This is a genomic window from Streptomyces sp. NPDC050388, from assembly GCF_040655635.1.
GTDB lineage: Bacteria > Actinomycetota > Actinomycetes > Streptomycetales > Streptomycetaceae > Streptomyces.
In genome coordinates, this window is record NZ_JBFAKH010000129.1 from 1 (window position 1) to 13,929 (window position 13,929).

Here is a 13,929-nt window from a genome sequence, read left to right on the forward strand (position 1 = left end):
GGCGGTCCGGCCGGGCCCCCGGTTGGTGAGCCGGGCCGTACCGCGATCCGGTGGGCGATACTGGGTTCGAACCAGTGACCTCTTCGGTGTGAACGAAGCGCTCTCCCACTGAGCTAATCGCCCGGACGCAGGAAGAACATTACCCCATGTCAGCCAGTGCCCGTGACGGGCGGGGAGCCGGTCGCCGCACCCCGCCCCGGCTCACTGGTTCTCGATCTTCCAGGGCATCACAAGGCCGAACTTCCACAGGTAGGCCCCGGTCAACGCGGCCGCGAGCACCAAGCCGATCGAGGTCAGGATGATGTTCCGGCGCCGCACCCGGGGATCGAGGGCGCGCTGCGCCGCCTCGGTGACCTTGCGCTTGGTCCACCGGAGCACCAACTGGGCCCAGACGAACTCCGTCGCCCAGATCGCCATGCCGGCGAAGATCACCACCCACCCCGGCCCGGGCAGCACCAGCATGGCGGCCCCGGCCGCCACCACCGCGAGTCCCACGATGAAGACGCCGACCTGCCAGCTCAGGTGCAGGGCGCGCCGCTCCTGGACGAACGCCGGCGCCCGTGAGCCCAGCGCGCGCTCGTCCTTCGCCTGGCCCGCCCCGTCCGTCCCCGCCCGATCCGCCGTCATGGCCGCCTCGCCGGGTGAGTCACTCCCCGTGTTCATACCGCCAAACACTACCGGAGCCGATCCTGTCACCGGAACGGGCGCACCGGGCGAACAACCTCTCGGCCGGTTGAGTTACGTATACCGATGCAAAACACCCAGAGGGGTTTACAACGGCACCGTAGGTGGCATGTCGATTTCGCCGACGTGCGAATCCCCGAGCGCACACTGAGCGAAAGGCCCTGGCGCTTATGAACACCACGGTCAGCTGCGAGCTGCACCTGCGCCTCGTTGTGTCGAGCGAGTCCTCCCTGCCTGTCCCCGCAGGCCTGCGGTACGACACGGCCGACCCCTACGCCGTGCACGCCACTTTTCACACCGGAGCCGAGGAAACCGTCGAGTGGGTGTTCGCCCGCGACCTCCTCGCCGAGGGGCTTCACCGTCCCACGGGCACCGGCGACGTCCGCGTCTGGCCATCGCGCAGTCATGGTCAGGGCGTCGTCTGCATCGCCCTGAGCTCCCCGGAGGGAGAGGCCCTGCTCGAGGCCCCGGCACGGGCTCTGGAGTCCTTCCTGAAGCGCACGGACGCCGCCGTGCCTCCCGGCACGGAACACCGGCACTTCGATCTCGATCAGGAGCTCTCACACATCCTGGCGGAAAGCTAGGGAGGGCTCACCGAACCGCCCGGCGCCGTCGACTCGGGGAGACGGCGCGGGCCCTGACAGCCGTGCGACGGCACACACCGGCGCCGACACCGCGGAGCACCGCGGGCGGCGCCGTTGTGTTGCGCCCACGTCCCGGCCGGGCGGGTGATCGGGGGCCCTGGCCGGCCTTCCCGCGTCGCGTTTCGAAGCCGTGCGCGGGCCGGACAGCGGCCGGGGGCCGCAGGAGCCACTACCATCGGCCAGCATCGGCGGGCGCCCGCCCGACCCTCAGGCCAGGGAGCGAATCGTGCTGATCACCCACGACACCCGGTGCGCGCTGGACACCGTGGTGGATCTGGTGAACACCGCACCGGAGGACGACTCGGCACCGGACGGACTGCCGGACGTCGCGGCGCTCGAGGGCTTCGTGCACTCGCACCAGGTGAGTGAGGTCGGGGTACTCACGGAGTTCGACCTGTCGGCGGTGCGCAGGCTCCGCGGACGGTTCGCGGCGGTCTTCGCCGCTCCCGACGCCCACACCGCCGCCAAACTGATCAACGAACTGGTCGCGGCCGCGGGCACCACGCCCCGGCTCACGAACCACGACGGCTACGACTGGCATGTGCACTACTTCGCTCCCGGCGCCTCGATCACCGACCACCTGGCCGCGGACTGCGGAATGGCGCTGGCCTTCTTCGTGGTCGCCGGTGAGCGGGAGCGGCTGCGGCGCTGCGAGGCCCCGGACTGCCGGCACGCCTTCGTCGACCTTTCCCGCAACCGTTCGCGCCGCTACTGCGACAGCCGCACCTGCGGCAACCGCCTGCACGTCGCCGCATACCGCGCGCGGCGCAAGGAGGCGGCGGGCTGACCGTCGGGCTCCCCGGGCCGGGCGTACGACAGACCCGGGACACGGGCGGGCCAGGCGTAGGGACGGGAAGGAAACCGATGCCGTGCCGACGCGGTCCCGACGGGTGGCGCCGGGTACCGCGGGTACGGCTCACAGCCACAGCAGGTCGTGCAGGGCAGCCGTGAGCAGCAGACACCCGATCACCGCAAGGAAGATCATCAGCGGTGGCTGGGAAAGGGCGAAGAGGCATCCGCGCGGCTCTTCCTGCTGCGGCGCGGCCTCGCTCTGTGTCGTGTCCAGCATCTCGCGGCGATCATGACGCATCGGAAGCGTCCGACGCGATCACCACTCAGGTAGTGAACGCGAGTTCACCGATTCCGTGGCCTACGGCCCGAATCGCGATCGTTTCCGGGCGCTCCGGGACTGACTGTGACGTTTCAGCCGTTTCCCCGGCCCTGCCCCGCGTCACCCCCGTCACCTGCGGAGCGGCACCTTCATATGCCGTGCTTCTTGAGGATCGCCTCGATGTCGCTGAAGTCGTCGTCGCCCCCGGCCGCGGGCCGGGACGCCGGGCGGGAGCCCTGACCCAGTGAGGGCGCCGAGGCCTTCGGGGCCACCGCCCCGGGCTGAGCGGCTGCCTCGGCCGAGCGACGCTCCTTGCCTCCCTTCCGCTCCTCACGTGTGCCGCCGCGACGGCGCTCCACCGCTCGCGTGGTCATGAACAGCACCCAGGCCAGGCCCAGCAGCCCGAAGCCGGCCCAGGCCGTGGGGCTGAAGGCGGTGCCGGCCAGCCACTTGACGACGCCGGTCATCACCAGGCCTATGGGAACGAGTGAGTAGGCGGCGATGCGGGTCGCGGCGAGGAAGCGCTTGCGCCACGCCGTGACCAGCGCGATGCCCAGGCCTGCCGCGGAGACGGCGGCACAGACGGTCTCGGCAATCATCCGGTCCTCCAGGCAGAGTCGGTTCGGTGGCGACGGGCACGTGACGACAGGCACTCCGCGCCCTTCCATCCTGCACCTTCCGGACCCCGTCGGGCCATGCTCCGATCGCAGATCAGGGACATCTCCGGGTCGGCTCCTCCCCAGGTGCCGGTGCGCCGTGCTTCCTCGTCGGACCCGGTACGGACGATCGTCCGAGATCCGGTTGGGTGCTGTGGGGCGGGGCTGGGAGACTGTCGGCCATGAGTGACTCCTCCCCCGACCGTGCCGCCGCCCCCGTTCTCGACGTGTGGTGCGAGCTGCAGTGCCCGGACTGCCGCGGCGCCCTCGACGATCTCCGCGCCCTGCGTGCCCGTTACGGCGACCGTCTGGAAGTGCGGCTGCGGCATTTCCCGCTGGAGAAGCACAGGCACGCCTTCGCCGCCGCGCAGGCCGTCGAGGAGGCGGTCGAGCAGGGGCAGGGCTGGGCGTATGCCGAGGCCGTGCTGGGACGGGTCGAGGAGCTGGCCCGTGAGGGAGAGCCCTTCCTGGTCCGGGTCGCCCGGGAACTCGGGCTGGACGCCGAGGAGTTCGACACCGCGCTGATCGACGGCCGGCACATCCTGATCGTGGACGCGGACCAGGCCGAGGGCAAGGCGATCGGGGTGACCGGCACTCCGACCTATGTCATCGGTGGCGAGCGCCTCGACGGCGGCAAGAGCCAGGAGGGTCTGCGCGAACGCATCGAGGAGATCACGGACCGGCTGCTGGCCGAGCAGTAGGGGTGGATCGGGGCCGCCCGGCCTCCACGAACCGGCTCCGCCTCTCGCGTGGGGCCCCGGTCACAGCAGGTGCTTGTACATCGCGTACCGCGTCGTCCGGTAGCCGAGTGACGTGTAGAGCCGCTCCGCCGGGGTGTTGCCCGTGAAGACGTTGAGCCCGACGGCCGGTTTCCCGGCGGCGACCGCCTGGGCCTCGGCGAGCAGCATGAGGGAACGTCCGTGCCCCTGACCGCGGTGCGCGGCGGCGGTCTCGACGTCGAACACGTACGCACGCTCCCCCCGCACCGCGAGCCACAGTGTGCCCACGGGCGTGCCCCGGTGTTCGAGGACGCTGAGGAGCATGCCCTCGGTCCTGGGTCCGTCGGGCAGCAGGGCGGCATGGTTCTCGGCCGCCATGGCCCGCGCCCCGGCCTCCGGAACGCCGCGCTCGATCCGGTTCCGCGCGTGGTCCGCCTCGTTCTTGGCGGACCACGGGCCGTACTCGGCGTCGGTCATCGGCCGTGCGTGACTGCCCTCCGGCAGGGCGGGCGGGGCGTCGCCCAGCGCCTTCTCCATGGCGTAGTTGCGTACGACGTAGCCGAGCGCCGTGGCGAGGCGGAAGGCTACGTCGGCGCCGGGGTCAGCGGGGACGCTCGCCTCGATACGGCGGCAGCCCCAGCTCCGCGCGATCTCCTCGGCGGCGAGCGCGGCCACCGTGCCCCGGCCGCGTCTGCGGTCCGGCTCATCTATCCGCAGGCTCATGATGCGGGCCACGGCGTCACCCGGGGCGGGCTCGGTGCCGAGTCGTACGCGTCCGACGGGACGGCTGTTCACGCACACCTGGTAGCGGCGGGAACGCGTGCCGTCAGGACTCTGCTGGAGCGGCTCGGTCGGCCGCAGGGTCGTGGTCATCACCGGGGTTCTACCCACTGCGGCCCGTCGGGTCAGCCGAATTTCCGCGCGCTCACGGATCGAGGTCGGCCGTGGCGTGCTCGTCGAAGATCCGCATGGCCTTGGCGGTCACCGGGCCCGGCGCGCCCGGCAGTTCACGGTCGTCGACACGGTGCACGGCCTGCACGTCCCGCAGGGTGGAGGTGAGGAAGATCTCGTCGGCCCGCCGGAGGACGTCCATCGGCAGGTCGGTCTCGGTCGCGCCGGTCCACTCGACGGCCAGCGCCCGGGTGATGCCCGCGAGGCAGCCGGAGGCGACCGGCGGGGTGTGGATCTCGCCGTCCAGGACGACGAAGACGTTCGAGCCCGTGCCCTCGCAGAGCCGGCCGACCGTGTTGCCGAACAGCGCTTCGGAGGCACCCTGTTCACGGGCACGGGCGAGGGCGACCACGTTCTCGGCGTAGGAGGTGGTCTTCAGGCCGGTGAGCGCGCCGCGTTCGTTGCGGGTCCAGGGGACGGTGATCACGGCGGTGGAGTCGGGACGGCGGGCGGTGTCGCCCAGGGCGACGAGGAGCGTCGGGCCGTGTTCGCCGCGGTCGGAGCCGAGGGGGCCGTGGCCGCCGGTATAGGTGATGCGCAGCCGGCCGAGCGGCATCGGGTTGGCCTCGAGGACGGCCGCGCAGGCGTGGCGGACCTCGTCGGCGTCGGGTTCGGGCAGGCCGAGGCCGCGGGCCGAGCGGGCCAGCCGGTCCAGATGCCGGGTCAGCGCGAACGGCCTGCCGTTCACGGCCTTCACCGTCTCGAAGATGCCGTCGCCCACGGTCAGTCCGTGGTCGAAGACGGAAACGCGGGCGGACTCGGTGTCCTGCAGCCCGCCGTCGAGCCAGATCTTCACCTCTAGGTCCCTTCACTCACCTCGTGCCCGCCCGACGCTACCGCGAGCAGCCGGGACGCCTTCAGTTCGGTCTCCCGCCACTCCCTCTCCGGGTCCGAGCCCCAGGTGATGCCGGCGCCGGTGCCGAACCGGAGCACGGCGGCGCCGTCCGCCCGCCGGTCGATCCAGAAGGTGCGGATGCCCACCGCCAGCCCGGCGGTGCCCCGGTCGGCGTCGACCCAGCCGATGCCGCCGCAGTACGGACCGCGGGGCGCCCGTTCCAGGGCGCCGATGATCCGCAGGGCGCTCGACTTGGGCGCGCCGGTGACGGAGCCGGGCGGGAAAGCGGCGGCGAACAGGTCGGGCCAGCCGGCCCCGGGCCGCAGTTCGCCCCGCACCGTGGACACGAGGTGCACCAGCCCCGGATGCTTCTCGACGACGCACAGGTCGGGCACCGTGACGCTGCCGGTGGCGCAGACCTGTCCGAGGTCGTTGCGGACGAGGTCCACGATCATCACGTTCTCGGCGTGGTCCTTGTCCAGGAGGTCGGCCTCGGTGCGTCCGGTGCCCTTGATCGGCCCGGACTCGACGGTCCGCCCCGCGCGGCTCAGGAAGAGCTCGGGTGACGCGGTGGCGATCTCCACACCGTGTCCGGGCAGGCGGATCGTTCCCGCGTACGGGGCCGGGTTGCCGCGTGCCAGCAGGGCGGTGAGGGCGTCCACGTCGGCGTCGGCCGGGACGGGGGCGGAAAGCACCCGGCAGAGGTTGGCCTGGTACACCTCGCCGGCGGCTATGTGCCCGCGGATGCGCCGGACGCCGGCCACGTACGCCTCGTGGTCGAGGGAGGACGTCCAGTCGCCGACGGCGGGCCCCCGCCAGCCGCCCGGCACCGGCGCGGGCACCGGCTGCTCGCGGACGTCCCGGAAGCGTGCGCAGGTCAGACGGCCCTCGAAGTTCGCGCAGACGGCCCAGAAGCCAAGGGAATCCAGTGCCGCGGGATCGTCGGTGACGTCGAGGAGTCCGGTGGCCACGCGGCTGCCGAAACGGGCGAGGGGTGGGAGATCGAGCACGTTGTCGAGTCTATGGCGGGGGGCGCCGAGGTGACCTGGCCGTGTCCGCGGGCGGGCGCAGCGCAGCACGCTGCACAAACGGGTTTTTGTACTGGCCCCGGAATCCGCTAGAGTTCACCACGTCGCCGGGACGCGGAAGCGGGCCGGATCGACAGGCGGACGTAGCTCAGTTGGTAGAGCGCAACCTTGCCAAGGTTGAGGTCGCGAGTTCGAACCTCGTCGTCCGCTCGAAGGAACGGGGGCCTCCCGGGCCCCCACACTCCTGGTGGAGTGGCCGAGAGGCGAGGCAACGGCCTGCAAAGCCGTCTACACGGGTTCAAATCCCGTCTCCACCTCCATGGACGATTAGCTCAGCGGGAGAGCGCTTCCCTGACACGGAAGAGGTCACTGGTTCAATCCCAGTATCGTCCACTGGATCTTCGGATCCTCCGCGCGATTAGCTCAGCGGGAGAGCGCTTCCCTGACACGGAAGAGGTCACTGGTTCAATCCCAGTATCGCGCACGCACCGTCCGTGATCCGCTCCTCGGAGCGATCGTGGTCCCGAGGACGATTAGCTCAGCGGGAGAGCGCTTCCCTGACACGGAAGAGGTCACTGGTTCAATCCCAGTATCGTCCACCACCCCGGAACCCCCGGCCGCTCAGCGGCCGGGGGTTCCGTCGTCCTCGGGGCGCGATCAGGACGAGAACAGCATGCGGCCGAAGCCCTTGTTCCGGTGGTGGCCGTAGTGGTGACCGCCGTGCGGGGCGCCCCAAACGGGCTGCGGCGCCGCCGGGTACGCCTGCGGGGCGGGCGGCGCGGGCGGCGGCGCGGGCTGGGACCACTGGGACTCCAGCCGGGTCAGCGACTCGAGTTCGCCGTAGTCGAGAAAGATGCCTCGACAGCCGCTGCACTGCTCGATCTGGACACCGTTGCGGTTGTAGGTGTGCATCGGCGCACGACACTTCGGACACTGCATGTTCGGTCAACTCCTCGCCGGTCGGCCCTGCTTCGTGTTTCGCCAGGACAGACTCTGTCCGGCTGCGGTCGGTTGCAGCCTACTTCGTCGACTTGTGCGTCAACTGGCCCGGGATCGCGGCCATTCGCCGGCAGGCGTCGACCACGGCACGGTCCACCTCGTCCAGGTCCCGCCCCTCCGCCACGGCCTTGGTGACCGTTCGCGCGGCGGTCTGCACGGTGAGGGCGCGGGCCGGGACGTCCAGGACGGTCCAGGGCTCGTCCCCCGGACCGAACGCGGTTCCGCCCGCGGCCCGGTAGGCGTCGAGGAACCGTAGCCATTCCTCTCCCGGCAGCAGCCCGCAGGCGAACCAGGCCGCGGGGCGTGCGAGGTCCCAGGCCGGGGCGCCCACGCCGAGATCGTCGATGTCTATCAGCCGCCAGGGCCCCTCGGGCAGGCGTACCAGCTGACCCAGGTGGAGATCGCCGTGGCACAGGGCGGCCGGCTGCGGCATGGGGGCCTCGGCGCGCGCCCAGGCGGGCAGGGCCGCCCAGGCCCGCAGCACGGGAGCCGCAGCCGGGTGATCGCCGACGGCGCGGAGCCCGGCGACGGCACGGGCCGCCTTGAGGGGGCCGCGCATGTCCGGCGCCGACCCGGGCACGGGTGCGCGGTGCAGCAGGGCGAGCAGGGTACCGACGGCCTCCCAGGGGGCGGCGTCGGGATCGTCCGGGTCGACCGGGCTGCCGTACGGCCAGAAGGTCACGAGACGTCCGTGCAGGTCGACCGGTGCCGGTCCGAGCGAGGACAGGAACACGTCCGGGAGCCCGGCGGAAATGGTGAGGCGCCGGGCCAGCTCACCGGCGTCGGCGTCCGGGGCATGGGCCTTCGCGACGGTGTCCGCGTGCCGGACGACGGTGCCGTCCGGGCGGTCGGCCAGGGTGCCGGTCGCCCCGCAGGGGCAGGTGGGGGTGCGGGTGTGGGCGATGCCTTCGGCCCGGGCGGTGAGTTCGGGAAGGAGGGCGGTGGCTGTCACGGGACTCCCTGGGTGCGGCCTGGGGAGAGGGTATGCGGGGGTGTGGCCGACGTTGGCCCCGGTCGCGCGAGGGGGAAGGAGAGACACGGCTCACCGCAGCGACGAGACAGCTGTACGCGCCGGCTCAGGCGCAAGAAAGTGCCGGCGCAGCTCCCCAGCTGCGCCGGCATTTGTGCCGTCCGCCGCACCCCCGTCCCCACGGGGTTTCATGGGTGGATGTCCCCGCCCGGACCGCTCTTCCGGGCCTGGGGTCGCCGCTCAGCGCCCCAGCATCTCGCCCACGGACGACGCTTGTGTGGCCACCGTCTCCCACCCGTCGAAGACGAGGAGGAGCAGGACCGCCAGGGGGAGGGCCATGAGTGTCGCCACCACGGGGTGGCGACGGCCCTCGCGGCGCGGGCGGAACGCGGCGGTGCCCGCCTGCTGTACCCGCGTGCGGACGAGTGTCCGCGGTGCCGTGTGGGCCATGACCCCTCTCCTGACCGTTTCTGTTGTCATGCTGCTTCAGGTGCCTTTGTGCACCTTGGCAGCGGCGGGCGTCCGACCTCGGGGGACGAGTACCGCACCCGCCGCTCGATCTCAAATCTAGGGGCCCGGCGCCGCCCGGACGTCATGCCCTCGTACCGATTACCGGGCCTCCCGGAGGATGAGCCATGCCCTGCGGTGTACTCCCCTGGGTGGAGACGGACTCCTCCGTATCAGGGACATCCCCGAGGGGACGGCCGCTCCGGGACGCCCCGCCCGTCCCCTCGCCTACTCGGAATCGTCCGCCCTCGGCACCGGCTGCTCGACCAGCGCGAGCACGCGGTTCGCCATGAAACGGGCGGTCCGCACCACCGAGCCCGTACGCGTGACTTCACTCACTTCCACCACGCCCCGGCGCACCGCTGTCTCCACCCTGCGGCCCGCCCGGCTCGCCACCACCTCGTACGTCCGCGTCGTGTCCCCCGCGTCCACGACTATCTCCACACGATCACCCTTCACTTGATCAATCCCCCTTCGGTGTCAAGTGGTTGGGATCATGCTCGGGCGCGGGCCCGGCCTGCTCGCGCCTTTCCCGACCACTCTTCAAGTTTCCCACCCACCACTGACAATCCGTCGTCGCGAGAGGGCGCGGCCTCTGCGCACGGGGGCCCGGGGAAACGTAAGCTGAGGCACGTCACAGGACCGGGCAGCGGGGATGAACATGGCGATGATGCGCCTGAGGCGCGAGGACCCGCGCGTCGTCGGCTCTTTCAGACTTCACCGGCGGCTCGGTGCGGGCGGGATGGGCGTCGTCTACCTGGGCTCCGACAAGAAGGGGCAGCGGGTGGCGTTGAAGGTCATCCGTCCCGATCTGGCGGAGGACCAGGAGTTCCGTTCGCGGTTCGCCCGCGAGGTCTCCGCCGCGCGCCGGATCCGCGGCGGGTGCACGGCCCGCCTGGTGGCCGCCGACCTGGACGCGGACCGGCCGTGGTTCGCCACGCAGTACGTGCCCGGCCCGTCGCTGCACGACCGGGTCGCCGACGAGGGGCCGCTCGGCGCGGCCGAGGTCGCCGCGGTCGGCGCGGCCCTGTCGGAGGGGCTGGTCGCCGTGCACGAGGCCGGGGTGGTGCACCGGGACCTGAAGCCGTCCAACATCCTGCTGTCCCCGAAGGGGCCGCGGATCATCGACTTCGGCATCGCCTGGGCCACCGGCGCCTCGACGCTCACCCACGTCGGTACGGCGGTCGGCTCCCCCGGCTTCCTCGCCCCGGAGCAGGTGCGCGGTGCGGCCGTCACCCCGGCCACGGACGTGTTCTCGCTGGGTGCCACGCTCGCGTACGCGTCGATGGGCGACTCGCCCTTCGGGCACGGCAGTTCCGAGGTGATGCTGTACCGCGTCGTGCACGAGGAGGCTCATCTGCACGATGTCCCGGACGCGTTGGCGCCGCTCGTCCGCGCCTGTCTGTCGAAGGACCCCGAGGAGCGGCCCAGCACCCTCCAGTTGTCACTGCGGCTCAAGGAGATCGCCGCGCGGGAGGGCCAGGGATTCGCCGACGTACGTCCGCCCGCACCCCGCGGCGCGGAGCCGGAGCGGATGACCGGGCGGCAGGCCGGCACCTATCCGGACCGCGTGCAGCGTCGGGCCCCGGGTCAGCAGGGCACGCCCGGGGGCCGGGCCACTCCCCCGCCGTCCGGGGCGTCCGCCGGACGCGGTGCCACTCCGGCCGCCGGGAGCGGGCCGTCGCCGCGGCGCGGCGACCGGCGGGTGCCCGCGGCGCGCGGGGGCGGCCCGTCACGCGGTGGCGCCTCGCGCGGTGGTACGCCGTCCCGGTCCGGTCCGCGGTCCACGCCGGGGTCGCGGAACCCGACCCGGTCGGGCACCGGTTCCCGTCGTCCCGGACCCCGGACGGCGGGTGGCGGGCTGCGGCCGGCCAATCCGCGGCTGCTCCGGCAGCGGCTGTTCGTGTTCGTCGTGGTGACGTTGGTCGTCGCGGTCGGCATCGCCCTGGTGCAGGGCTGCCAGGGCCCGGCCCACGGACTCGGTGACGACGGCAACAGCGGCGGCAACGGCGTGCGGATCCAGCAGGGGCAGGGGTGGAACGGCCAGGAACCGACGGTGCGGGGCGAGCTCGTGTCCGAGCGGTATGTGTCGAGGACTGGCCGGGACGGCTGACCCGGCGGGGTCGCGGACCCGCGCCCGCCGAGTCCCACGTCTTCGGATCGCTCTACGGCTCGTGCTTCGGTACCGTTCCTGAAGGCTGAGCAGAAGTGCGCCCTCTCGGCCGCACGCCCCGAACGGTCCTGGGCGCACTGGTCCCCGGCGTACTCGGCCCCGAGTCGGCGACACGCATCCGGTGCGCGGTCCGGTCCCGGGAGGCCCCCGCGGCCGGAGGCCGCTATGGACACCGCCCCGCACGTCGGCGCCGTACCCGGCGTCCCGGATCGCATGCTCACGTCAGCCCGGCCCAGGGCACCACAGGCTCGCGAACGGGCCACCACGCGATCGAGCTGACGCGGCCTCGGGCGCACTCCCCGGCGAGCGGTCACCGGCCCCTCACGGGGCCGGCCGGCCCGTCGCCACCGCGTAGAAGGCGACCGCGGCCGCGGCGCCCACGTTGAGGGAGTCGACGCCGTGGGACATCGGGATGCGGACCCGTTCGTCGGCCGCGACCAGGGCCTGGGCGGACAGTCCGTCGCCCTCCGCACCCAGCATGAGGGCGACCCGGTCCATCCGGTGCGGGGCGGTCTCGTCGAGGCTCCGGGCCTTCTCGTCGGGTGTCAGGGCGAGGAGTGTGAAGCCCGCCTCGCGGACCGTTTCCAGGCTCTTGGGCCAGTTGTCCAGCCGGGCGTACGGCACGGAGAAGACCGCGCCCATGGAGACCTTGACACTGCGGCGGTAGAGCGGGTCGGCGCAGTCCGGGGAGAGCAGGACGGCGTCCATGCCGAGGGCCGCCGCCGAGCGGAAGATGGCCCCGATGTTGGTGTGGTCGTTGACCGACTCCATGACCACCACCCGGCGGGTGGTGGGGAGGAGTTCGGCCGCCGTGGGCAGTGGCTTGCGCTGCATGGAGGCGAGCGCGCCGCGGTGCACGTGGTAGCCGGTGACCCGTTCGGCGAGTTCTGGGCTCACGGCGTAGACCGGCGCGGGGAGTTCGTCGATGACGTCGCGCATGACGTCGACCCACTTGGCCGAGAGCAGCATGGAGCGCATCTCGTAGCCCGCGTCCTTGGCGCGTCTGATGACCTTCTCGCCCTCGGCGATGAACAGGCCCTCGGCGGGTTCACGTGTGCGGCGCAGCTCCACGTCGGTCAGGCCCGTGTAGTCGTGCAGGCGCGGGTCGTCGGGGTCCTCAAGGGTGATGAGATCGGCCACAGGGGTGATACTGCCTTGTCCTGGATGGGGTGCCAACGGCCGGGACCGGCCGTGTTACCGAGGGTTACTTCCGGATGGGTCGCCCGGGGTCACCGCGAGGCCCGCGAAGGCTTCGGAGCCTGCGCGGACGGGGAGCCGACGTTCACGACCTCCCCGATGACGATCACCGCCGGCGGTTTGACCTCCTCGGCGCGGACGGTCTCGGCGACCGTGGCGAGGGTGGCGTCGACGCGGCGCTGCGCGGCCGTGGTGCCCTCCTGGACCAGGGCGACCGGGGTGTCCGGGGACCTGCCGTGCGCCACGAGGGTCTCGGCGATCCGGCCGATCTTGTCGACACCCATGAGGACCACCAGGGTGCCGGTCAGTTTCGCCAGGGACGGCCAGTCGGCCAGGGAACGCTCGTCGTCGGGCGCGACATGGCCGCTGACCACGGTGAACTCATGGGCCACACCGCGGTGGGTGACCGGAATCCCGGCAGCACCCGGCACCGAGATGGAACTGGAGATGCCGGGGACGACCGTGCACGGGATGCCCGCCTCGGCGAGCGCCTGAAGCTCCTCCATGCCGCGACCGAAGACATACGGGTCGCCGCCCTTGAGCCGGACCACCGACTTGCCCTGCCTGGCGTGTTCGATCAACGCGTTGTTGATGGCCTCCTGCGCCATGAACCGGCCGTACGGGATCTTCGCCGCGTCGATCACCTCGACGTGCGGCGGGAGTTCGGCCAGCAGGTCGCGCGGGCCGAGCCGGTCGGCGATGACGACGTCCGCCTCGGCGAGCAGCCGGCGGCCGCGCACGGTGATCAGGTCCGGGTCACCGGGACCGCCGCCGACCAGGGCGACGCCCGGGGTGCGGGTGCGGTGGTGCGGGGCGACGAGGGTGCCGTCGCGCAGGCCCTCGACCACGGCGTCACGGATGGCGGCGGTGCGGCGGGGGTCGCGGCCCTTGGCGTCCGTGGTGAGGACGGCGACGGTGACGCCCTCGCTGTGCCCGGTGGCCGGGGTCCAGGCGGTGGCCCGGTCCGCGTCGTCGGAACGGACGCACCAGACGCGGTGGCGTTCCGCCTCGGCGGAGGCCCGGGTGTTGGCCTCGTCGTCGCCGGTGGCGATCAGGGCGTACCAGGCGTCCGCGAGGTCGCCCTCGGTGTACCGGCGCCGCTGCCAGGTGATCTCGCCGGCGTCCGCCATCGCCTCCACCGACGGCGTCGCCTCGGGGGAGATCAGAAGGATGTCGCCGCCGGCCGCGATGAGGGCGGGCAGGCGGCGCTGGGCGACCTGGCCGCCGCCGAGCACGACCACTCGGCGGCCGGTGAGGCGGAGGCCCACGGGGTAGGCGGGGTATTCGGCCATGAGGTGCGGCTCCTCGTACAGGCGGCGGGCGCGGGCGCTACGGCACTGGAGCGGCCCTGACGTGCGGTGTGTGGACCCCAGAAGGCGAACCCCGTGACGATCACCCGCGGGGCGCCCGGGTCGCCCGGCTCGCCCTCCTCACTGTGGTCGAAGCCGCCCATGA

The 13,929-nt window shown here is 72.3% G+C and carries 16 protein-coding genes and 6 tRNA genes; 9 read left to right on the top strand and 13 right to left on the bottom strand.

Annotated elements, in window-relative coordinates; translation table 11 throughout:
- Window positions 1-51 precede the first annotated feature (51 nt).
- Window positions 52-123 (bottom strand) — tRNA-Val (locus tag AB0I73_RS37605).
- 78 nt (window positions 124-201) lie between these two features.
- Window positions 202-663 (bottom strand): TIGR02611 family protein, encoded by a 462-nt coding sequence (locus tag AB0I73_RS37610; RefSeq protein ID WP_363044913.1) that lies wholly within the window; start codon window positions 661-663, stop codon window positions 202-204.
- 191 nt (window positions 664-854) lie between these two features.
- On the opposite strand from AB0I73_RS37610, the gene AB0I73_RS37615 reads away from it, so the two are divergent.
- Together AB0I73_RS37615 and AB0I73_RS37620 are read left to right on the top strand one after the other, a co-directional pair.
- Window positions 855-1,268 (top strand): SsgA family sporulation/cell division regulator, encoded by a 414-nt coding sequence (locus AB0I73_RS37615; RefSeq protein WP_004002642.1) that lies wholly within the window; start codon window positions 855-857, stop codon window positions 1,266-1,268.
- A gap of 286 nt (window positions 1,269-1,554) precedes the next feature.
- Window positions 1,555-2,115, top strand: coding sequence for a CGNR zinc finger domain-containing protein (locus AB0I73_RS37620; protein ID WP_363044914.1), 561 nt, complete (start codon window positions 1,555-1,557; stop codon window positions 2,113-2,115).
- A gap of 129 nt (window positions 2,116-2,244) precedes the next feature.
- Here AB0I73_RS37620 and AB0I73_RS37625 read toward each other — a convergent pair whose 3' ends face one another.
- Both AB0I73_RS37625 and AB0I73_RS37630 read right to left on the bottom strand, forming a co-directional pair.
- Window positions 2,245-2,397 carry a hypothetical protein gene (locus AB0I73_RS37625; protein ID WP_363044915.1) on the bottom strand — a complete coding sequence of 51 codons (153 nt, stop codon included), beginning with the start codon at window positions 2,395-2,397 and terminating at the stop codon, window positions 2,245-2,247.
- A gap of 191 nt (window positions 2,398-2,588) precedes the next feature.
- Window positions 2,589-3,038: a hypothetical protein gene (locus AB0I73_RS37630; RefSeq protein WP_363044916.1), complete on the bottom strand. Its 450-nt coding sequence runs from the start codon at window positions 3,036-3,038 to the stop codon at window positions 2,589-2,591.
- 239 nt (window positions 3,039-3,277) lie between these two features.
- Between AB0I73_RS37630 and AB0I73_RS37635 the strand changes: the two genes are divergently transcribed.
- Window positions 3,278-3,796, top strand: a complete 519-nt coding sequence (locus tag AB0I73_RS37635) for a DsbA family protein (protein WP_363044917.1) — start codon at window positions 3,278-3,280, stop codon at window positions 3,794-3,796.
- Window positions 3,797-3,856: 60 nt separating this feature from the next.
- Here AB0I73_RS37635 and AB0I73_RS37640 read toward each other — a convergent pair whose 3' ends face one another.
- Genes AB0I73_RS37640 through AB0I73_RS37650 form a run of 3 tightly spaced genes read right to left on the bottom strand, consistent with a single transcriptional unit; the run spans window position 3,857 to window position 6,610 of the window.
- On the bottom strand, window positions 3,857-4,687 hold the full coding sequence (locus AB0I73_RS37640) for a GNAT family N-acetyltransferase (protein WP_363044918.1): 831 nt from the start codon (window positions 4,685-4,687) through the stop codon (window positions 3,857-3,859).
- 52 nt (window positions 4,688-4,739) lie between these two features.
- Window positions 4,740-5,561 (bottom strand): aminodeoxychorismate lyase, encoded by an 822-nt coding sequence (locus AB0I73_RS37645; RefSeq protein WP_363044919.1) that lies wholly within the window; start codon window positions 5,559-5,561, stop codon window positions 4,740-4,742.
- 2 nt (window positions 5,562-5,563) lie between these two features.
- Window positions 5,564-6,610: a chorismate-binding protein gene (locus AB0I73_RS37650; protein WP_363044920.1), complete on the bottom strand. Its 1,047-nt coding sequence runs from the start codon at window positions 6,608-6,610 to the stop codon at window positions 5,564-5,566.
- Between the two features lie 155 nt (window positions 6,611-6,765).
- Between AB0I73_RS37650 and AB0I73_RS37655 the strand changes: the two genes are divergently transcribed.
- The 5 genes from AB0I73_RS37655 (at window position 6,766) to AB0I73_RS37675 (ending at window position 7,230) form a co-directional block, all read left to right on the top strand.
- Window positions 6,766-6,838 (top strand) — tRNA-Gly (locus AB0I73_RS37655).
- Window positions 6,839-6,874: 36 nt separating this feature from the next.
- Window positions 6,875-6,948: transfer RNA gene (locus AB0I73_RS37660), tRNA-Cys, on the top strand.
- Between the two features lies 1 nt (window position 6,949).
- Window positions 6,950-7,021, top strand: a tRNA-Val gene (locus AB0I73_RS37665).
- 19 nt (window positions 7,022-7,040) lie between these two features.
- Window positions 7,041-7,112 (top strand) — tRNA-Val (locus tag AB0I73_RS37670).
- 43 nt (window positions 7,113-7,155) lie between these two features.
- Window positions 7,156-7,230 (top strand) — tRNA-Val (locus AB0I73_RS37675).
- A gap of 55 nt (window positions 7,231-7,285) precedes the next feature.
- Here AB0I73_RS37675 and AB0I73_RS37680 read toward each other — a convergent pair.
- From AB0I73_RS37680 to AB0I73_RS37695, 4 genes are all read right to left on the bottom strand, one after another.
- On the bottom strand, window positions 7,286-7,567 hold the full coding sequence (locus tag AB0I73_RS37680) for a zf-TFIIB domain-containing protein (RefSeq protein WP_363044921.1): 282 nt from the start codon (window positions 7,565-7,567) through the stop codon (window positions 7,286-7,288).
- A 79-nt stretch (window positions 7,568-7,646) separates the two neighbouring features.
- A complete protein-coding gene (locus tag AB0I73_RS37685) occupies window positions 7,647-8,579 on the bottom strand; it encodes an aminoglycoside phosphotransferase family protein (protein ID WP_363044922.1) in 933 nt (310 codons plus the stop codon).
- 258 nt (window positions 8,580-8,837) lie between these two features.
- Window positions 8,838-9,047: a hypothetical protein gene (locus AB0I73_RS37690; RefSeq protein ID WP_109379504.1), complete on the bottom strand. Its 210-nt coding sequence runs from the start codon at window positions 9,045-9,047 to the stop codon at window positions 8,838-8,840.
- 285 nt (window positions 9,048-9,332) lie between these two features.
- Window positions 9,333-9,563 (bottom strand): hypothetical protein, encoded by a 231-nt coding sequence (locus AB0I73_RS37695; RefSeq protein WP_109379505.1) that lies wholly within the window; start codon window positions 9,561-9,563, stop codon window positions 9,333-9,335.
- A gap of 196 nt (window positions 9,564-9,759) precedes the next feature.
- Here AB0I73_RS37695 and AB0I73_RS37700 point away from each other — a divergent pair, with 196 nt between their 5' ends.
- A complete protein-coding gene (locus AB0I73_RS37700) occupies window positions 9,760-11,217 on the top strand; it encodes a protein kinase (protein WP_363044923.1) in 1,458 nt (485 codons plus the stop codon).
- 381 nt (window positions 11,218-11,598) lie between these two features.
- Here AB0I73_RS37700 and AB0I73_RS37705 read toward each other — a convergent pair whose 3' ends face one another.
- Both AB0I73_RS37705 and cobA read right to left on the bottom strand, forming a co-directional pair.
- Window positions 11,599-12,417: an RNA methyltransferase gene (locus tag AB0I73_RS37705; RefSeq protein ID WP_363044924.1), complete on the bottom strand. Its 819-nt coding sequence runs from the start codon at window positions 12,415-12,417 to the stop codon at window positions 11,599-11,601.
- A gap of 89 nt (window positions 12,418-12,506) precedes the next feature.
- Window positions 12,507-13,766, bottom strand: coding sequence for a uroporphyrinogen-III C-methyltransferase (cobA, locus tag AB0I73_RS37710; protein WP_363044925.1), 1,260 nt, complete (start codon window positions 13,764-13,766; stop codon window positions 12,507-12,509).
- Window positions 13,767-13,929: the final 163 nt, after the last annotated feature.